The sequence below is a fragment of the Mycobacterium sp. genome, from assembly GCF_032159775.1.
Classification (GTDB): domain Bacteria; phylum Actinomycetota; class Actinomycetes; order Mycobacteriales; family Mycobacteriaceae; genus Mycobacterium.
The window spans coordinates 1-18,583 of sequence record NZ_JAVHWK010000059.1; the positions used below are offsets into that span (position 1 = coordinate 1).

At 66.2% G+C, this 18,583-nt stretch carries 18 protein-coding genes; 8 read left to right on the plus strand and 10 right to left on the minus strand.

Going from position 1 to position 18,583, the window contains the following annotated elements:
- Positions 1-560: alpha/beta fold hydrolase (locus tag QOJ24_RS06325; protein ID WP_526260133.1), on the plus strand; the 560-nt coding region annotated here is incomplete at its 5' end.
- Between the two features lie 160 nt (positions 561-720).
- On the plus strand, positions 721-1,104 hold the full coding sequence (locus QOJ24_RS06330; RefSeq protein ID WP_526260134.1) for a hypothetical protein: 384 nt from the start codon (positions 721-723) through the stop codon (positions 1,102-1,104).
- Here QOJ24_RS06330 and QOJ24_RS06335 read toward each other — a convergent pair.
- Positions 1,085-1,816 carry an endonuclease/exonuclease/phosphatase family protein gene (locus tag QOJ24_RS06335; RefSeq protein ID WP_526260135.1) on the minus strand — a complete coding sequence of 244 codons (732 nt, stop codon included), beginning with the start codon at positions 1,814-1,816 and terminating at the stop codon, positions 1,085-1,087. The two genes, QOJ24_RS06330 and QOJ24_RS06335, sit on opposite strands and share 20 nt — an antisense overlap.
- Before the next feature lie 107 nt (positions 1,817-1,923).
- A complete protein-coding gene (locus QOJ24_RS06340; RefSeq protein WP_526260136.1) occupies positions 1,924-2,895 on the minus strand; it encodes an NADPH:quinone oxidoreductase family protein in 972 nt (323 codons plus the stop codon).
- A gap of 64 nt (positions 2,896-2,959) precedes the next feature.
- On the opposite strand from QOJ24_RS06340, the gene QOJ24_RS06345 reads away from it, so the two are divergent.
- On the plus strand, positions 2,960-3,931 hold the full coding sequence (locus QOJ24_RS06345; RefSeq protein ID WP_526260137.1) for an alpha/beta fold hydrolase: 972 nt from the start codon (positions 2,960-2,962) through the stop codon (positions 3,929-3,931).
- On the opposite strand, the gene QOJ24_RS06350 is transcribed toward QOJ24_RS06345, so the two are convergent.
- A complete protein-coding gene (locus tag QOJ24_RS06350; RefSeq protein WP_526260138.1) occupies positions 3,928-5,271 on the minus strand; it encodes a flavin monoamine oxidase family protein in 1,344 nt (447 codons plus the stop codon). The two genes, QOJ24_RS06345 and QOJ24_RS06350, sit on opposite strands and share 4 nt — an antisense overlap.
- 28 nt (positions 5,272-5,299) lie before the next feature.
- On the opposite strand from QOJ24_RS06350, the gene QOJ24_RS06355 reads away from it, so the two are divergent.
- From QOJ24_RS06355 to QOJ24_RS06365, 3 genes are read left to right on the plus strand one after another with little or no spacing between them, the layout of a single operon-like run.
- Complete coding sequence (locus QOJ24_RS06355; RefSeq protein WP_526260182.1) at positions 5,300-6,298, plus strand: TIGR03617 family F420-dependent LLM class oxidoreductase; 999 nt, start codon at positions 5,300-5,302, stop codon at positions 6,296-6,298.
- A gap of 18 nt (positions 6,299-6,316) precedes the next feature.
- A complete protein-coding gene (locus tag QOJ24_RS06360; protein ID WP_526260139.1) occupies positions 6,317-7,792 on the plus strand; it encodes a flavin-containing monooxygenase in 1,476 nt (491 codons plus the stop codon).
- A gap of 3 nt (positions 7,793-7,795) precedes the next feature.
- Positions 7,796-8,167 carry a DUF4345 family protein gene (locus QOJ24_RS06365; protein WP_526260140.1) on the plus strand — a complete coding sequence of 124 codons (372 nt, stop codon included), beginning with the start codon at positions 7,796-7,798 and terminating at the stop codon, positions 8,165-8,167.
- Between the two features lie 157 nt (positions 8,168-8,324).
- Here QOJ24_RS06365 and QOJ24_RS06370 read toward each other — a convergent pair whose 3' ends face one another.
- Positions 8,325-9,470, minus strand: coding sequence for an Rv3169 family protein (locus QOJ24_RS06370; RefSeq protein ID WP_526260141.1), 1,146 nt, complete (start codon positions 9,468-9,470; stop codon positions 8,325-8,327).
- Positions 9,470-10,603, minus strand: coding sequence for a phosphotransferase family protein (locus QOJ24_RS06375; RefSeq protein ID WP_526260142.1), 1,134 nt, complete (start codon positions 10,601-10,603; stop codon positions 9,470-9,472). Before QOJ24_RS06375 ends, QOJ24_RS06370 begins: the two co-directional genes overlap by 1 nt.
- Positions 10,604-10,644: 41 nt before the next feature.
- Between QOJ24_RS06375 and QOJ24_RS06380 the strand changes: the two genes are divergently transcribed.
- The gene (locus QOJ24_RS06380; protein ID WP_526260143.1) at positions 10,645-11,250 is read left to right on the plus strand and encodes a TetR/AcrR family transcriptional regulator C-terminal ligand-binding domain-containing protein; all 606 of its coding nucleotides are present in this window, start codon (positions 10,645-10,647) and stop codon (positions 11,248-11,250) included.
- Complete coding sequence (locus tag QOJ24_RS06385; RefSeq protein ID WP_526260144.1) at positions 11,243-11,935, plus strand: PIG-L deacetylase family protein; 693 nt, start codon at positions 11,243-11,245, stop codon at positions 11,933-11,935. Before QOJ24_RS06380 ends, QOJ24_RS06385 begins: the two co-directional genes overlap by 8 nt.
- Before the next feature lie 3 nt (positions 11,936-11,938).
- Here QOJ24_RS06385 and QOJ24_RS06390 read toward each other — a convergent pair whose 3' ends face one another.
- The 5 genes from QOJ24_RS06390 to nuoL are packed head-to-tail and all read right to left on the minus strand — an operon-like array spanning position 11,939 to position 18,579.
- Positions 11,939-12,706, minus strand: coding sequence for an SDR family NAD(P)-dependent oxidoreductase (locus QOJ24_RS06390; protein ID WP_526260145.1), 768 nt, complete (start codon positions 12,704-12,706; stop codon positions 11,939-11,941).
- 28 nt (positions 12,707-12,734) lie between these two features.
- A complete protein-coding gene (locus tag QOJ24_RS06395; RefSeq protein WP_526260146.1) occupies positions 12,735-13,514 on the minus strand; it encodes an enoyl-CoA hydratase in 780 nt (259 codons plus the stop codon).
- Between the two features lie 9 nt (positions 13,515-13,523).
- On the minus strand, positions 13,524-15,107 hold the full coding sequence (gene nuoN / locus QOJ24_RS06400; protein ID WP_526260147.1) for an NADH-quinone oxidoreductase subunit NuoN: 1,584 nt from the start codon (positions 15,105-15,107) through the stop codon (positions 13,524-13,526).
- Positions 15,104-16,672 carry an NADH-quinone oxidoreductase subunit M gene (locus tag QOJ24_RS06405; protein WP_526260148.1) on the minus strand — a complete coding sequence of 523 codons (1,569 nt, stop codon included), beginning with the start codon at positions 16,670-16,672 and terminating at the stop codon, positions 15,104-15,106. The genes nuoN and QOJ24_RS06405 overlap by 4 nt, the downstream gene beginning before the upstream one ends.
- Positions 16,666-18,579: an NADH-quinone oxidoreductase subunit L gene (gene nuoL, locus QOJ24_RS06410; protein ID WP_526260149.1), complete on the minus strand. Its 1,914-nt coding sequence runs from the start codon at positions 18,577-18,579 to the stop codon at positions 16,666-16,668. Before nuoL ends, QOJ24_RS06405 begins: the two co-directional genes overlap by 7 nt.
- Positions 18,580-18,583: the final 4 nt, after the last annotated feature.

The following is an 18,583-nucleotide window of genomic DNA, read 5'->3' on the forward strand; positions in this document are numbered from 1 at the left end:
TCGGGCTGGGTGACTCCGACGGCGACTGGGGCGACGGGTCGTTCTCCCACAAGGTGGCCGACACGGCACGGGCTGTGGAGTTCATGAACGACTCGGGCCGTGAAGTGCACCTGCTCGTCGGGCATTCGTTCGGGGGATCGGCGGTGATCGCCGCCGCCCATGACTGTCCGACCGTCGCGGCGGTGGCGAGCATCGGGGCGCCGTACGACCCCGGCCACGTCGAACGCAACTACGACGCGCTGGTGGCGCGGATCGAGGCCGAGGGCGAGGCGCCGTTCCCGGTCGGGGGTAAGGCGCTGACGCTCAAGCGACACTTCATCGAGGACGTCCGCGACGCCGACCTGCGCGAGCAGATCCGTACCCTGCACCGCGCGCTGCTTGTCATGCATTCGCCCACCGACAACACCGTCGGCATCGCCAACGCCAGCGAGATCTTCCGCACCGCCCGCCACCCCCGCAGCTTCGTTTCGCTGGAAGGCGCCGACCACCTGTTGACGGGCAAGAATCAGGCGGCTCGCGCGGCCCGCATCATCAGCGCCTGGTCAGACCCCTATTTGTGACGGTTTCGCGCAACTAGGCACGCCGTAATAAATACATGTGTTTCGCCACGGCCGGCCCTGGTAACCCCTTGTGCAACGACGGACACTGCCGAGCGGGGAAAGGCTTATGAGTGGAAAGCATCGCGCGAAGGTATCGAGGTCCAACCTCGTAGTCGGTTCGATGGCCGCATCGGTGGGCGTGTCCAGCGTGCTGGCCGCCGCGATCGTCGAATTGGTATCGCCAGAAGCGTCGCCGGCCGCGAACACCACGTCGCCTGCTGCCCAGCCGCAGCAACCGCTGACTCAGCAGGGCCGGTTGATCGTAGTCACACCCGAGTCGCTGACGACGCAGAGCGCCGACGGGTCGACCAGCACCTACGCGATCACTCCGAACACCACCGCGATCACCGAGACTGGTCAAAGTGGCAGCCCTGCAGCATCATTCACCGTCAACGATGAAGTAATGGTCGTCGGCACCCGCCAAAACGGCGCCGTTGTCGCCACTGCGGTGGCCGACAAGTCGGCCGTCGGTCCGCAGGGCGCGCCTATGGATTACGGTTTGTAAGCCGACATTCCAGGCCGAAGTGGTCGGACGGGAACACCCTTGGCAGACCGGCGGCGATCGGCTCGGTGCCCAGTAATTCGATCTTTGTGGCAGTCCACCGCCGACTCTTGAGCAGCACGCGGTCAAAGCGGACGTGCCGATGCTTGTCCTTCATGTCGTAACGCATCAGGTTGATCGACGTGTCTTCGGTGAAGCCATCCTCGCCTGGCCGCAGGACGGGCCACACATCGCGGTACGGGGCGGCGATGCGTGAGTTCTCGTCATCGCGCATGTTGAAATCACCAAGCACCACAGCATCTTCCGCCGTCTTCAGCGCACCGAATATCCTGCGCAACTGCCAGCCGCGCAGCCATGACGATGACTTCCCGCTGTCCAGATGGATGCAGCAGACCACCAATCGGCCGCCGTTGATGGCCAATTCGGCCTTCAGGAATCCCCGCGATTGCCGCGTAGGCAGACGCGTATGGACGACACGTGCAATCGGCAGCCGCGACAGCAACAGCATTCCGTAATCACCGACGCGACCGCCGGCGACCGCGGCCCGCGAATATCCGTTGCGTATCCATTGCTGAGACAGGAGTACGTCGAGCGCACCTTCGGTGACTTCCTGAAACACCATGATGTCCGGCGTGCGGCCGGACAACAGATCGGCGATGGCCGAGTAGCGCGCATGGGCCTTCTTGTCGTCGTTCCAGATGTTGTATGTGCTCACCGTCAACTCGTCGCAGTCGACCGATTCTTCGGCCCCGATGTCCGCCCATGCGCCGGTCGCCCCGTCGAAGCATGTGACTGGGACGGGGCGGCGTCGTCGAAACAGCCTCAACGGAGTGTGACCACGACCTTGCCCTTGGCGGTCCGGTTTTCCAGTGATGCGATCGCGTCGGCCGCGCGTTCGAGCGGATAGACCTCCGGTTGCGGTGCGGACACTTTGCGCGACGCCAGCAGCGGTTCCAGCTCGTTCCACTGCTCGCGGAGGTAGTTCGGGTGAGTGCCCGCCCACGCGCCCCAGCCGACGCCGACCGCGTCGACGTTGTTGAGCAGCAGGCGGTTCACCTTCACCGTAGGTATGTCGCCGCCGGTGAAACCGATGACCAGCAAGCGGCCGCCCGGCGCCAACGAGCGCAAAGAGTCGGTGAACCGGTCCCCGCCGACGGGGTCGACGACGATGTCGACGCCACGCCCGTTCGTCAGCTCCTTGACCGCATCCTTGAAGCCGGCGGCCAGCACAACGTCGGATGCGCCCGCCGCCCTGGCGATTTCGATCTTGTCCTCAGAGCCGACGACCGCGATGGTCCGCGCCGCACCCCATGCGGGGGCCAGCCGCAGCGTCGATGTTCCGATGCCGCCCGCCGCACCGTGCACCAGCACGGTCTCGCCGTCAGCGAGCCTGCCGCGGGTGCGCAGCGCGTGATGCATGGTCAGGTCGTTGAACAGCAGACCCGCACCGGCCTCGAAGGACACGTTGTCGGGCAGTTTGAACACCCTGTCCGGTTGCAGCGCAACGACTTCGGCCATGCCCCCGTTGAGCATCGTCAGGCCGGCCACGCGGTCGCCCTTCGCGAAACCGCAGTCGGACGGCGCGCTGCGCACCACGCCGGCGATCTCGGCGCCCGGCACGAACGGAAGTTCGGCCTTGTACTGATAGAGCCCGCGGGATTGCAGGGCGTCGGGAAACGCCACGCCGGCCGCGTGGACCTCGACGATCACCGCGCTGTCGTCGGTGGGTTCGTCCAACTCGACGAGCTCCGCCGCTGCCGGACCGTCGAGGCGAGGAATGTGAATAGCGCGCATCGGCTGAATTTAACAACCTCGGGTGAACGGGGCTTCGGGCGGCTGACGGTAGTATCTGCCAGCTATGCCAAGAGGTCAGCAGGTCAAGCGCAAGGTGCGGCGGTTCGCCGCGGCCGATGCACTGCCGCCGTCGCGCCCGATGACGGTCCGCGCCGGCGACGGCACCGCCCTGCACGTCGAGGTTTTCGGCCCCGACGACGGCTACCCGATCGTGCTGGCCCACGGCATCACCTGCGCCCTCCGCGTGTGGGCCTACCAGATCGGCGACCTGGCCCGTGACTACCGGGTGATCGCCTACGACCACCGCGGCCACGGCCGCAGCGGCCTGCCGACGCGGCGCGCGAACTACGGCCTCAACTTCCTGGCCGCCGACCTCGACGCCGTTCTGGACGCGACGCTCAAACGCGGCGAACGTGCCGTCATCGCAGGACATTCCATGGGCGGCATCGCGATCAGCTCATGGTCGGAGCGGTATCCGCGCCGGGTGACCGAGCGTGCCGACGGCGTCGCGCTGATCAACACCACGACTGGCGACCTGCTGCGGCACGTCAAGCTGGCGCCCGTACCGCCGACCCTCACCGACGCCAGGGTGCGCACCGCCGAGGTGCTGTTGAGGAACTTCGGGGCGACGCCTCTGCTGCGGGGCGTGGACCGGCCGAGCAAGCGCTTCGTGCAGATGATGGCCGTTGGACGCGACGCGGATCCTGCGATTGCCGAGTTCATCTACGAGTTGTTCACCGAGACACCGCCCGCGGGGCGCGGGGGCTGGGCCCGCAAACTGGTCGACTCGCTGGGCACGAACAAGCACATCGGCCTGCAGAACCTTGCGGTGCCGACCCTGGTGATCGGCAGCCAGAAGGATCGGCTGCTTCCGATGGTGTCCTCGCGACACATCGCAAGGATGGCGCCGAACCTCGCGCAGTTCGTCGAGCTGCCCGGTGGGCACTGCGCGATCCTCGAGCACCCCGATGAGGTGAACGCGCATCTGCGCCGGCTCGCCGAGTCGGTCAGCCAGCCGGAGCGCGCCACCAGCTAGCCCGACAGTTCGGCGTGTACCTCGGCGGCCGCCCGACGCCCCGACCGGACGGCCCCGTCGAGGAAACCGGTCCATTGGTCGGCGGTTTCGGTGCCCGCCCAGAAAATCGCGTCCACGGGCTTGCGTAGCCACGGCCCGTAGGTCGTCCAGGAACCCGGAGGTACCGCCGCGGTCGGCCCGCCGGGTGCGAAATCCTCAGCGCCCCAACAGTGGTCGACGTAGTCGATCGGCTGCAACGCCTCGTCGCCGAACAGGTCGGCGAACCCCGCCAGCGCGCGCTCGCGGCGCTGGTCTGGCGGCAGCGAATCGAACGTTCGCGCGTCGGTGAAGCCAAATAGGATGCCGGGGCCGTCGTCACCGGGGCTGACGTCGAACGTGATGAAGACCGGGCCCTCGTCGGAGAGCGCCTCGCCGCTACATCCGTTCGCTCGCCAGAACGGAGTCTCGTATGCCGCGTAGGCCTTGCTCAGGTTTCCCTGTGGCCAGTGCTGTGTGAGCTTGTTGTATTCGGCTGGCAGGTCGGGGGAGAAGTCGATGGCACCGCGGTGAGCGGGCGGGATAGCCACGATCACCGCCTTGGCGGTGACGTCGCCTCCGTCGGCGCCGACGGTGATGGTGCCGTCGGCGTGCCGCTCGATGCGCCTGACGATCGCGCCGCGCCGGACGCGCTCACCCAACTCGTCGGCCAGTCGCAGCGCAATCTGCTGCGTGCCGCCGGGGAAGCGGTCCTGCTGCGCGCCGCCCTGCACGTCAAGCATCCGTCCGATCCCGCCTGCCGCCTTGACGTACCTCACGGCGTGCAGCATCGAGACCTGGTCCGGTTCGCAGCCCCAGGTGACCCTCGACATGATCGCCATCAGGTCGCGCGTCGACGCGCCTGCATGAAGCGATCGCAACCACCGGTCGAGCGTCTGGTTGTCGAGGCTGTCCGCGTGGGGCGCCTTCCACGGCTCGGCCACCGATATCCGACGGCAGATCCGCTCGAAGCGCCACTGGATCCGGGAGACGTCGAACAGTTCGAGCATCGACAGCCGCGGGATGGTGCTGCGATACGCGCGCACCCGTCCGCGCCATTTGATCAGGTTCTTGCCGCGGCTGTGGGTAGGCACCGTCTCGCAGCCGAGCTCGCGGGCGAGTTCGGCGACGGCGTCCTGGGTCGGGCCGACGAACGTTCCACCGAGGTCGACCGGCGTGCCTGCGATCGTCGTGGTCGACGACCGGCCGCCAACCCGGTCGCGGCCCTCCAGCACGAGGACGTCGTACCCGAGCCGGACCAGGTCGCGCGCAGCGGTCAGGCCGGCGAACCCGGCCCCCACGATGACGACGTCGGTTTTTGTCACGCGACTAGGCTCTCACGCCGTGAGGGTGATGACAGCGCTGTTCGGGCCCACCAATGCGATCGAGCAGGCGCGGGCCTACCGCGAAGCGGGTGCCAGCGGGGTTTTCACCTTCGAGGGGACCAACGACGTGTTTGCGCCGCTCACCCTGGCGTCGACCGTCGGCGGTCTGGACCTGATGACCAACGTGGCAATTGCCTTTCCCCGCAATCCAATTCATCTCGCCCACCAGGCGATCGACCACCAGCTGCTCAGTGAGGGCCGATTTGCGCTCGGCCTTGGCACCCAGATCCGCACACAGATCGAGAAGCGGTTCGGCGCCGACTTCGACAAGCCGGTGGCCAGAATGACCGAGCTGATCGCGGCGCTGCGGGCGATTTTCCGAGCCTGGGAGACCGGCGATCGGCTCGACTTCCGCGGCGAGTACTACCGCCACACGCTGATGACACCGACATTCAGCCCCGGCGAGAACCCCTACGGGCCGCCGCCCATCTACGTCGGTGCGCTGGGCCCGCGGCTGACCCGTGCGACGGCCGAGCACGCCGACGGCCTGCTCGTGATGCCCTTCGGGAACAAGCGGTTTCTGCACGAGGTGACGATGCCCGCGGTGCGCGAAGGCCTTGCCGCTGCGGGTAGGTCGCTGCGCACGCGAGGAGCAGGGGGAGCTTCCGACGACTTCGCTGTCATCCCCGAGATCATCGTGTCGGTCGGCGACGACCATACCGCCGCGCGCAGGCTGCTCGGCTTCTACGGCTCGACGCCCGCCTACCGTCCGGTGCTCGAGATCCACGGTTGGGGCGACCTGCAGCCGGAGCTCAATGCGTTGTCCAAGCAGGGCCGGTGGCAGGAGATGGGCACGCTCATCGACGACGACGTGTTGCACACGATCGCGGCCTGCGGAAGCCCGGCCGAGGTGGCGGCCCATATTCGGGACCGGGCGGACGGTATCTCCGACCGGATCTGCCTGTATCAGCCGGGTCCGGTGGCGCCGGAGGCATTGGGCGAGATCGTTGACGCACTCGGCGACTGACCACATATCGTGGTAGCCATGGCCGAGCCCGAATTTTCCGACGTTCTCATCATCGGCGCGGGAATCTCCGGGATCGGCGCGGCCTACCGAATCCACGAAAAGAACCCGAAGCTGTCTTACCGGGTTCTCGAGCGGCGTGGGCGGATCGGCGGCACGTGGGACCTCAATCGCTATCCCGGCATCCGCTCGGACAGTGACATCTTCACGTTGAGCTATCCCTACGAGCCGTGGACTCGCCCAGAATACGTCGCCGGGGGCGATCTGATCCGAGATTATCTGACCCAGACCGCGCGCAAACACGGCATCGAGGAGCACATCCGGTTCAACACCCGCGTCCTGTCGGCGGATTGGGATTCGACCACCGACACCTGGACGGTGCAGACCGAGGTCGACGGCGAGCCGACGGCGTATCGTGGGCGATTCCTGTTCTTCGGCACCGGCTACTACAACTACGACGAGCCCTACCGGCCGGATTTCCCTGGGCTGCAAGACTTCTCAGGCCCCGTCGTGCATCCGCAGCAGTGGCCGGAATCTCTGGATTACGCCGGCAAGAATGTGCTGGTCATTGGAAGCGGCGCGACGGCGGTCAGCATGATTCCGTCGCTGACCGAGAAGGCCCGCCACGTCACGATGCTGCAGCGCTCACCGAGCTACCTGTTGTCGATGCCACGCATCAACCCGCTGTTGACGTTCCTCCGAAAGGTGCTTCCGCTGCGCGCCGCGAACGCGGCGGCCAGGCTGTACGGAAAGATCGTCACCGTCTTGATATACGCCATCGCCCGCAAGGCCCCGAAGGTCAGCAGGCGCTACATCCGCGGCACCGCGAAAAAAGCTCTGCCCGAAGGATATCCAGTTGACGTCCACTTCAAGCCGCGCTACGACCCATGGGATCAGCGGCTGTGCCTCATCCTCGACAACGACTTCTACGAGGCGATCGGCGACGGCCGGGTGGACGTGGTGACCGACAAGGTTGACCACGTCGACGCGACCGGTGTCGTACTGGGTTCCGGAGAGCGAGTCGATGCCGACGTGATCGTCACCGCGACTGGCATTCAGTTGCAGGCCCTCGGCGGTGTCGCATTGAGTATCGACGGGGCCGAGGTAAAGCCGCAGGATCGCTTCGTCTATAAGGAGCACCTGCTCGAGGATGTTCCGAACGCGGCGTGGTGTGTTGGTTACATCAATGCGTCATGGACTCTGCGTGCCGACCTGACGGCGCGCGCCTTCGCAAAACTTCTGGCGTACATGAGTTCTCACGGCTATACGCATGCTTACCCGCATCTCGGTGATGTCCCGATGCCGGAGAAGCCGGCCTGGAACATCAACGCGGGCTACGTGCAGCGGGCCGCGCACGCGTTGCCGAAGTCCGGAACGCACCGGCCGTGGAACGTGCGACACAACTACGTGCTGGACGCGATCGATCACCGCTTCGACCGTATCGAGGAGTCGATGGTGTTCGGTCGCGTCGACGCCGAGTCGGCGCAGTCGGCGTAGCCCGTGGCAGTCGAGTTCGCGGTCACCATCGCGATCGCGGTGTTCTTCCTCGGCATGGGGATCTACGCGCTGGCCGCACCACGCGCGCTGGTCCGGCCGTTCGGGATCGCGCTGGAGTCGCCGGTGGCCCGGTCCGAGGTGAGGGCCGTCTACGGCGGCTTCGGGCTGGCAATCGCTGCCGTGTTGGGCTACGCGGGTTTCCGCGGGGGTGACGTGCAGAAGGGCATCCTGATCACTGTCGGGGTTGCGCTCGCCGGAATGGCGTTGGGCCGCATCGCGTCCGCGCTGGTCGATGCGCGGTCGCCGTTCTACCCGAACTGGTTCTACTTCATCGTCGAGGCCGTCGCGGGCACGGCGCTGTTCGCGGTCGCCTGACCCCGGCCTTGCAGCGCCCGCGTCTACAGGGTGACCTGCAAAATCTCGATCTCACTCCTCAGGTGACTCAACGATCGACGTTTTGCAGAGAAAGTGCGAGTAGATCCCTACTGAACGTTGCTCGGTGTTTCCAGTGTGACGGCTGGGTCCAATCGAGCTAGTCCGCCACCGTCAGCCAGTCCGCGAAGCCCGACGGGTCGTGACGGCCCAGCGCGCCGTGCTCGAAGAGCCCCCAGCCTTCCGCGGGCGTTCCGTTGCCCTCGGTGCACACCGCACGTCCGACGTGGTCGATGACGCCGAAGCCGGCCCGCCCGATGATCGCAGGGTCGGTCATGTCGTAGGTGAGCCGCTCGGTGAACTTATCGCCCTTCCACACACCGTGGATCCAGTCCGAGTCGCCGCCGTAGCCGCCGCCGACGTGGATCGGCACAGGCAGTTTCGATTCCACGTCGAAGTGCACGGGTGTGCCGTCGGCGGCGGTGGCGTCGATCGTCGCACCCGTGGGTATCCGGGTGCCCGACGTGTAGTGGATCTTCACTCGCGGCCAGCCCAGTTGCTCGACGCGGCCGTCCTTCCACACCCGTGTGCAGTCGTTCAGTGACCGGAAACCGCTCGGCTCCTCCTGGATGATGAGCACTATCGAGAACTCGTCGAACGCCATCGGCACGTACAGCCACCACATGCCCTCGAACGGCGGGTCCGCGGGCCGCCCGGCCGGTTCGGCCTCGCCGATGGGCCGGATACCCCACGACCGGTCGCGAGTGCCGATCCAGGTCGCCGGGTCGACGGTGATCTCCTCGCCGTCGATGACGACCTGGCCGCTCCACGAACCCACTTGGGCGAACCGCTGCGCGTCCAACGTGATCCGGGTGCCTGCCCGCAGAATGTGTCGCTGCTCCTGCACGACGTCGAACAACCCGTTCCACGTCAGGTCGGCGGCGATGCCCTCGGTCTCGTCCATCACGATCCGGAGCCGGTGCAGCGGTTCGGTGACCTCGACGCGATAGCCCAGTACGTTCTGGTTGAGCCGATCCTGGTCGATGGCGTCCGAAAGGTGCACTGCTGTCTGCTCGTTCCTCGGTTCGATGTCGTCGCCGGCGCGGCTCCGACGACGTACGAGCACGAATGCGTCCTTCACACCCAGGTTCGGGTAGTACCCGATGCCGGTGATCAAAAAGATGTCGCCGGTGCGGTCATGCGCGTTGTAGTAGGACCGGTCGTAGAAGTTTCGGTCGGAGCTACCCGGCCACGCGATGGGCTGCGGGATCTGGTGTACCGGAAATTCATCCATGGGGCCGAGCATCAGGCTTCTCCTCCGATTAGTCGCCGCAGCAGCGCGCCGTGATAGAAAAGCGTCTCGACGTCGTCCGGCTTCTCGATTTCGCCGAACCGGACGCGACGGGCACTGGTCCGCATGAACACGCAACACCAGATCACCCCCGAGTAGATGTAGAACCAGTTCAGGTCGCCCAGTTCGACACCGGTCTTGTCGGCGTAGGTGGCCTTCACGTCGTCCTCGCGCATGAAGTCGGGTAGACCCGGCATCCCCGCCAGACCCGCAAGCTCCTGAAAGACCATGTGCGCGAACACCATCCACGCGACATCCATCTCACGAGGCCCGAGCGTCGCCATCTCCCAGTCCAGTACGGCGACAGGCTTGTAGTCCTCGTAGAGCACGTTTCCCACCCGGGAATCTCCCCAGACGAGTACCGGCGCAGTGGCCGCGACATCCTCGGGCCAGTGCGCTTCGAGCCAATCGAGCGCCTGCTCGACAAGCGCAGAGCTGCCGATGTCGGGGACTGCGAACTGATACCACGCCTTGAGCCAGTCGAGGTTGCGCCGCAACGCGTTTGGCTCATCGGCGTCGACCAGGAACCCGAAGGTGTCCTCGGCGTCGGGAATCGCGTGAAGCTTCGCCAGCACGTCGACGGTGATGTCCTGCAGTTCGCGCTGCGACTCCGCGGGGGAGTCGGCGAACCAGTTGTCGCCGAACGTGTAGGGCATCACGTCGGGCGGGACGACGCCCGAAACGTAGTCCATCAGGAAGAACTGGGTGCCGAGCACGGCGCCCGTCGGCTCCAGCCACCGCACCCGCGGGACCGGGACGTCGGTCATTTCTCCGACCAGCCGGATCACGTCGAACTGGTGGTCCATCCGGTAGGAGGAGAACACCGGCACATCGGCTTCCGCGGGCGCGACACGCGCCACCCACTTCTCCTCGTGCGCTTCGCCGTCGGCGTCCCAGCGCCCGGTCAGGATGATTGTCTCCGAGGACATCCCGTTGGAGTCGACGCCGCTCTCCACGGTCACCTGCAGCCGAGTAGCCCCGGGCATCACCGTGGACAGCCACTGCGACATCACGCCGGGAAGCGAGCTGATGTCTCGTGCGGAGCGCTGAAGTCGGCCGACGTCTTCGACAGCCGGTTCTGTAGCCAAGGTTCTTCCTCCGGCCTAATTACGATACGGTGGGTAGCGTTATGAAAGCAGACCCGACCTCGATTGACAAGGCCAGCCCCGCGGCCGGCCGGCCAAGGGACCCGCGTATCGACGCTGCCATATTGCGCGCGACCGCGGATCTGCTTGTGGAAATCGGCTATTCGAACCTGACCATGGCTGCCGTCGCCGAACGGGCGGGCACTACCAAGACCGCGTTGTACCGCCGCTGGTCCAGCAAGGCCGAGCTGGTTCACGAGGCCGCGTTCCCCGCGGCGCCGACGGCCATCGAGACGCCGGCCGGTGACTTCCGGGCCGACGTGCGCGCGATGATCGCCGCAACGGGGAACGTGTTCACCAGCCCGGTGGTGCGCGCCGCGTTGCCGGGTCTGATCGCCGACATGACCGCCGACGCCGAACTGAACGCCAGGGTGATGGAGCGCTTCACCGACGTGTTCTCGGCCGTGCGGGTTCGGTTGGCTGACGCGGCGCGCCGCGGCGACGTGCATGCCGACGTCGACCCACGGCGCCTGATCGAGGTGATCGGCGGCGCCACCATGCTGAGGCTGCTGTTGTGGCCCGACGAGGAACTCGACGACGACTGGGTCGACCAGACGACTGCCATTGTCGCCAACGGTGTGATTGCCTGACACCGTGGTCCATCAGCCGTTCCCCACTGACTGGCACACCGCGCTGGTCCTGGTTCCCCATCCTGACGACACCGAGTACGGCTGCGCGGCTGCCGTCGCCAAGTGGACGTCGCAAGGCAAACGCGTGCACTACGCGCTGGCGTGCCGCGGCGAGGTCGGCATCCCCGGGATGTCGCCGGAGGAGTGCGGCCCGCTGCGTCAGCGCGAGCAGCTGCGGTCATCGGCCATCGTGGGTGTCGAGGATGTGGAGTTTTGGGATTTTCCGGACAGCCAGATCTTCAACTCGCCTGAGCTGCAGGCCAAAATCGCCGAGACGATCACCGAACTGTCGCCCGACGTGGTGATCACCCTCTACAGCGGTCCTGAGTGGGCGCCTGGCGCGCCGAATCAGCGCGACCACATCGAGTTCTCGTTAGCCGTTGCGGCGGCCTATGACTCGCTGCCGACCAAACCGCGTTGGTTCTTCGAGCACGGCCCGCACGGCACCCACGGCGAGATCGTCGACGACTTCATCGACGCCGCGGTGGCGTCGCTCGCCGCGCATGACGTCTACCTGTCGGCGTACAACCCCGACGTGCCGGTTGTGGAGCAGGCGCAGATCCAAGTCGACCGGACGACGCTGCCGCCGCTGCCCGGGCTCGAGGGTCACCGCTCGGTCGAGTTCATCCTCAAGAGAAAGAGCTGAGCCTCACTGCAGCACCGGGCGGCCCAGCCACAGACCGCCGTTGACGTCGAGGGTCTGCCCGGTCACCCATCGGCTGTCGTCGGCGGCGAAAAATGCGACGGCATCGGCGATCTCGGCTGCCTCCCCGATGCGCTTCAGCGCAACGATCTCCTTGACCGCCTCCGACCCCTCCGGGCTGTCGTGCAGCCATGAGTTCATGTCGGTATCGGTGACGCCCGGCGATACGTTGTTGACGGTGATTCCCCGTTCGCCGACAGCGAGTGCCAGCGTGCGGCCCATCACGTTGAGAGCGCCCTTGGTCATCGAGTACACGATCTGAGGGGTGGCGAACCACGTGACACCCGAAGAGATGTTGATGATGCGGCCGCCGTCGCGGATCAGTGGTAGCGCCCGCTGGGTGATGAAGAAGGGCGCACGGACGTTGATCGCGAACTCTCGGTCGAACTGTTCGCGCGTCGCCTCGATGGTGGCGTCGAAGGTGGAGATCGCTGCGTTGTTGACGAGAATGTCGAGGGGCCTGCCCGCGAGGCCGCGCTCCAGCCCGTCGAACAGCTCGTCGACGTCTCCGTCGACACCGAGCTCGGCACGGACCGGAAATGCCTGCCCGCCTGCGGCTTGGATGTCGGCGACGGTGGCGGCCGCGGCCGTCTCGTTGCTTCCATAGTGAACGGCGACCGCCGCGCCGTCGCTCGCCAATCGCAGTGCGATCGCTCGCCCTATGCCTCGTGAAGCGCCGGTGACCAGCGCTGTCTTACCCGTCAAGGATGTCATTGGTGCAACAACCGCGACCGGTGGCAGGCTATTCCGTCGACCCGATCTGTCGCTTGTTGCGTTCGGACACGTCGCGGAACCGGTCGCCAAGCCCGTCGAAGTCGCGGTACTGGGCGAAGGCGATCTTCTCTTCGGCGGCCAACGCCGGGTCGATCACCGAGGCGGCGCCGGTGGTGTACATGTCCTTGAGCCCCAACATGGTTGGGCCCGGCACCTCGGCGATCTGGCCGGCCAGCTCCAGTGCGCGGTCCAGCAGCCGGTCGTGTGCGACGACCTCGGTCACCAGCCCGATCTTCTCGGCGCGTGCGGCGTCGACGACCTCGCCGGTCATCGACAGTCGGCGGGCCATGCCGAGGCCGACGAGCTGGGGGAGCCGTGCCGTCATCCCGCCGCCGGGCAGGATTCCGACGCGGGCATGGGTGTCGGCGAACACGGCTCGCTCCGACGCGATGAGAAAGTCGCAGCCGAGCGCCATCTCGAGTCCACCGGTGAACGTCGCACCATTGATGGCCCCGATGATCGGTGTGTGCATCTTCGCCACCGCGGCGATGCAACTCTGCGACCGGAACTCCCGGAAATAGCCGAGACCGTCGCGCTGCGCCTCCTTGAGATCCACGCCCGCACAGAACGCGGGATCCGCTCCCGTCAGCACCACTGCCCGCACGGACTCGTCGGCGTCGGCCTCGGTCAGCGCCGTGTACGCGGCCCGGATCAGGTCGCGGCTCAGCGCGTTTCGCGCGGCGGGCCGGTTCAGCGTCAGCACCCGAACGGCGCCGTGATCGGCGCTCAGGACGAGCTGCGAGGTCATCGGAACACGCTAATGCAGGAACTGATTGGAGATGTTCGTCAGGTCGAGCACGGGCTGCGGCAGGGCGCCGAGCGCGAAGGTCACGGCGGCGGTGACGGTGATGACGGCCGTGGTGAAGACACTTGGCACCACCACGGTCGGCGCGTCGTCCGGCGGGTCGGTGAAGAACATCAGCACGATGACCCTGACGTAGAAGTACGCGGCGGCGGCGCTGGCGACCACACCCACGATCACCAGCGGAATCGCGCCACCCTCACCGGCGGCCTTGAACACCGCGAACTTGCTGACGAACCCGCTCGTCAGCGGAATGCCCGCGAAGGCGAGCAGGAACAGCGAAAACACAATGCCGACAATGGGATAGCGCCGGCCAAGCCCCGCCCAACGCGCCAGCGCGGTCTCCTCCTGACCCGTCCTGTCGCGGATCAATCCGACGACGGCAAAGGCGCCCACCGTGCTGAACCCGTAGGCGAACAGGTAGAACAGCGTCGCAGAAAGGCCGGACTCGTTGAGCGCGATCACGCCGGTCAGGATGAACCCGGTGTGTGCCACCGCGGAGTAGGCGAGCATCCGCTTGACGTCGGACTGGGAGATCGCAGTGACGGTGCCGACCACCATGGTCAGGATCGCGATCGCCCACAGCACCGGTCGCCAGTCGGCGCGGATCTCGGGCACGGCGACATAGAAGATGCGCAGCAGTGCGCCGAACGCGGCGATCTTGGTAGCCGCGGCCATGAACGCCGTGATCGGGGTAGGCGCGCCCTGATACACGTCGGGAATCCAGGAGTGGAACGGTGCCGCGCCAACCTTGAAGAGCAGGCCGACGAGCACTAGGCCGACACCGATCAACGCCAGTGACGCCTTGCCCGTGTTGGCGTGGATAGCGTCGGCGATTCCCTCCAGGCTCAGCGTGCCGGAATACCCGTATAGCATCGCCACGCCGTACAGGAAGAAGGCCGACGAGAACGCCCCGAGCAGAAAGTACTTCAGCGCCGCTTCCTGCGACAGCAATCGACGTCGACGCGCCAGCCCGCACATCAGATACAGCGGCAGCGACAACACCTCGAGCGCGACGAACATGGCAAGGAGGTCGTCAGCCGCAGGGAACAACAGCATCCCGGCGATGGCGAACAGCGTCAGCGGAAACACCTCGGTCTGCATCACGCCTGCCTTGACCGCGACCTTCTCGGCGACACTTCCGACCACCGCAGAGGCCTGCGGGGTGAACGAATCCAGCCCGCCCACAGCGCGTTCGGACTCGGACTCATCTTCGGCGGGGATGCGCCGCTCGGCGATGAGCAGGATGCCGAGAACCCCGACGAGCAGGATCGTGGCCTGCAAGAACAAGGTCGGGGCGTCGACGGCGACAGCTCCGATGACGGCCACCCGACCGACGGCGCCGTGCAGCCCACGGGCCAACTGCACCACCGCGACGAATGCGCCCGCCAGGCCGACCAGGCTGATGACCACCTGCACGATGTAGCGCCGCCCGCGGGGTACGAAGGCCTCGACCAGCACGCCTGCGATTGCGGCTCCGATCACGATCAGCATCGGCGACAGCAGGCCGTACTCGACGCTGGGGGTTGGCAGGTTCATCGTGGGCGACCTTCCGCCAGTTTGGGCGCGGGGTCGGGTTGGTCGATGGTGGTCAGCGTGTGGCTGACAGCCGGATTGATCACGTCCAGAGCAACTTTCGGGTACACGCCGAGCACCAGCAGCAGCGCGATCAACGGGGTAACCACCGCAAGCTCGCGGGGAATCAGGTCTCGCAGCCGGGCGTTGTCTTCGGCGACCGGACCGCCCATCATCCGCTGGTACATCCACAGGATGTAGATCGCGGAGAGCACCAGGGCGGCCGATGCGATCACGGCCAGCACCGGGTACCGGGTGAATGTCCCGATCAACACCAGGAATTCACTGATGAACGGCGCCAAGCCGGGAAGTGACAGCGTCGCCAGCCCGGAAATCAGGAACGTACCTGCCAGCACCGGGGCCACCCTCTGCACGCCGCCGTAGGCACTGATCAGGCGAGTTCCTCTGCGCGACACCAGGAATCCGGCGATCAGGAAGAGCGCGGCGGTGGAGATCCCGTGGTTGACCATGTACAGCGTCGAGCCCGACTGGCCCTGGCTGGTCATCACGAAGATGCCGAGGATGATGAAGCCGAAGTGCGAGATGGACGTGTAGGCGATCAGCCGCATCACATCGGTCTGGCCGATGGCCAGTATCGCGCCGTAGACGATGCCGATCACAGCCAGCGTGATGATCAGAGGCCGGAAATATGCTGACGCATCGGGGAACAACTGCAGGCAGTACCGCAACATGCCGAAGGTGCCGACCTTGTCCATGATGGCCATCATCAGCACCGCGCTGGCCGGGGTGGCCTCAACGGCGGCGCCGGGCAGCCAGCGGTGGAACGGCCACAGCGGTGCCTTGACGGCGAACGCGAACATGAAGCCGAGGAACAGCGCGTTGAGGATCGCCGGATTGACGGCCAGCTCACCGTTGGAGACCGCCGCGACGATCGCGCGGAAATCGAAGGTGCCTGCCTCGAACGCATCGCTGCCGGCGGTCACCACGTAGAGGCCGATGACAGCCGCCAGCATGATCAACCCGCCGAACAGGTTGTACAGCAGGAACTTCACCGCCGCCTTGGACCGCTGCGCGCCCCCGAATCCACCGATCAGGAAGTACATCGGGATGAGCATGGCCTCGAAGAAGACGTAGAACAGCAGCACGTCCAGCGAGACGAGCGAGATCACGACCATGCCTTCGACGGCGAGGGTCAGCGCCAGATAGGTGTGCGTGGAGCGGCCCCTCAGGCCGACCTGCTCGTCGGCGTCGTTCCAGCCCGCGACGATCAGCAACGGCACCAGCACCGCGGTCAGCACGATGAGCGCCAGCGCGATGCCGTCGATTCCGAGGATGTAGCCGGTTCCGAAAGACGGTATCCACGGCATGTTCTCGACGAACTGGTATTGCGGCCCCGACGGCTCGAACTCGACGGCGACGACGAGCGCGAGCACCAGCACGACAACCGAGACGAGTAGCGCGAACCATTTGGCCGGTGCACGACCGGTCGCGGGAATCAGCATCACCGCCACGGCGCCCAGCATCGGCACCGCCCACATGATCGTCAGCCAGGGCACTGAGGTCACCACAGTTGCACCGCCAGGATCACGGCGACGACGAGGGCCGCACCCGCCAGCATCGACAGGGCATAGGACCGGGCGAAACCGGTCTGCACCTGCCGCAGGCTGTCCGACATTCGCCCGACAAGAGCGGCCAGCCGGTCTGTCGCGCCGTCCACCCCCTTGTTGTCGACCCAGACCAGATCCTTGGTCAGGACCTGACCCGACTTCATCAGCAGGGCCTCGTTGATCGCGTCACCGTACAAATCTCTCCGGGCGGCCACGGTCAGCGCCGACACCTCCTCGGGTGCGGTGTCGGGCACCGTCTTCTGTGCGTACATCCGGTAGGCGACGAGGATGCCGACCGCGACGACCGACAGCACGACGACGGTGACGACCCATGCGGGCACGACATGGTGTGCCTCGTGTGCACCCACGACCGGTTCCAGCCAGTGCTCCAGCGTGCCGCCGATCGCCAGCGCACCGCCGGAGACCACCGACCCGACCGCGAGCACGATCATCGGCCACGTCATCACCTTCGGCGACTCGTGCGGATGCGGCTCCGTCATTTCTCCCGTCGCTTCGCTCGCCGAGGCTTGCCAGCGCGCCTCGCCGAAGAACGTCATCAGCATCACGCGGGTCATGTAGAACGCGGTGATGCCTGCACCGAGGATCGCTGCCCCGCCCAGGATGGCGCCCTTGGCTCCGCCCGAACCGATTGCGGCCTCGATGATCCCGTCCTTGGAGAAGAAGCCCGCCAGCGGCGGCACACCGATGATCGCGAGGTAGCCGAGCCCGAAGGTGACGAAGGTGATCGGCAGCAGCTTGCGCAGGCCGCCGTAGTGCCGCATGTTCACCTCGTCGTTCATCGCGTGCATGACCGAGCCCGCGCCGAGGAACAGCCCGGCCTTGAAGAAGCCGTGGGTGAGCAGGTGCATGATCGCGACCGCATAGCCGGCAGGGCCGAGGCCCGCGGCCAGCACCATGTAGCCGATCTGGCTCATCGTGGACGCCGCGAGCGCCTTCTTGATGTCGTCCTTGGCGCAACCGATGATGGCACCGAACAACAGGGTGACCGCACCGACGATGACGACGCCCAGCTGCGCGCCAGGAGCGAGGTCGAAGACCGGTCCGGACCGGACGATCAGGTAGACGCCCGCGGTCACCATCGTCGCGGCGTGGATGAGCGCGGAGACCGGGGTCGGACCCTCCATGGCATCACCGAGCCAGGACTGCAGCGGCACCTGCGCCGACTTGCCGCACGCGGCGAGCAGCAGTAGCAGGCCGATGACGTTGAGCGTGCCCTCGCCCAGGTCCGGTGCGGCGGCGAAGACACCTTCGAACGAGATCGAGCCGATGTAGGCGAACATCACCATCAGCGCGACCGCAAGGCCGATGTCTCCGACGCGGTTGACCACGAACGCCTTCTTGGCCGCGGTGGCCGCCGACGGCTTGTGCTGCCAGAACCCGATCAGCAGATACGACGCAAGGCCGACGCCTTCCCACCCCATGTACAGGCCCAGGTAGTTGTCGGCGAGTACCAACAGCAGCATGGCGGACAGGAACAGGTTCAGATAGCCGAAAAACCTACGGCGGTCGAGATCTTCGGCCATGTAGCCGACCGAGTAGATGTGGATCAAAGAGCCGACACCGGTGATGAGCAGCACGAAACATATCGAAAGTTGATCCAGTTGCAGGCCGAAGTCGACGTGCAGCCCGCCGACCGGCACCCAGGAGAACAACTTCTCGTGCACGACGCGCTCTTCGCCGGCCCGGCCGAGCATCCCGGCGAACAGCACGGCGCCCACCGCGAACGACGCGAGCGACATCGCACAGCCGAGCAGATGGCCCCACGGGTCGGACCGTCTGCCGGACAGCAGAAGTATTGCCGCGCCTGCCAGGGGCAGGGCGATCAGAAGCCAAACCGGAATCGTCATCGAA

What these genes read in the sequence shown, in the direction of transcription:
- QOJ24_RS06330 (WP_526260134.1), top strand. Translation starts at nt 721, where the DNA reads ATGGCCGCATCGGTGGGCGTGTCCAGCGTGCTGGCCGCCGCGATCGTC.
- QOJ24_RS06340 (WP_526260136.1), bottom strand. Translation starts at nt 2,895, where the DNA reads ATGCGCGCTATTCACATTCCTCGCCTCGACGGTCCGGCAGCGGCGGAG.
- QOJ24_RS06345 (WP_526260137.1), top strand. Translation starts at nt 2,960, where the DNA reads ATGCCAAGAGGTCAGCAGGTCAAGCGCAAGGTGCGGCGGTTCGCCGCG.
- QOJ24_RS06355 (WP_526260182.1), top strand. Translation starts at nt 5,300, where the DNA reads ATGACAGCGCTGTTCGGGCCCACCAATGCGATCGAGCAGGCGCGGGCC.
- QOJ24_RS06360 (WP_526260139.1), top strand. Translation starts at nt 6,317, where the DNA reads ATGGCCGAGCCCGAATTTTCCGACGTTCTCATCATCGGCGCGGGAATC.
- QOJ24_RS06370 (WP_526260141.1), bottom strand. Translation starts at nt 9,470, where the DNA reads ATGCTCGGCCCCATGGATGAATTTCCGGTACACCAGATCCCGCAGCCC.
- QOJ24_RS06380 (WP_526260143.1), top strand. Translation starts at nt 10,645, where the DNA reads ATGAAAGCAGACCCGACCTCGATTGACAAGGCCAGCCCCGCGGCCGGC.
- QOJ24_RS06390 (WP_526260145.1), bottom strand. Translation starts at nt 12,706, where the DNA reads ATGACATCCTTGACGGGTAAGACAGCGCTGGTCACCGGCGCTTCACGA.
- QOJ24_RS06395 (WP_526260146.1), bottom strand. Translation starts at nt 13,514, where the DNA reads ATGACCTCGCAGCTCGTCCTGAGCGCCGATCACGGCGCCGTTCGGGTG.
- nuoN (WP_526260147.1), bottom strand. Translation starts at nt 15,107, where the DNA reads ATGAACCTGCCAACCCCCAGCGTCGAGTACGGCCTGCTGTCGCCGATG.
- nuoL (WP_526260149.1), bottom strand. Translation starts at nt 18,579, where the DNA reads ATGACGATTCCGGTTTGGCTTCTGATCGCCCTGCCCCTGGCAGGCGCG.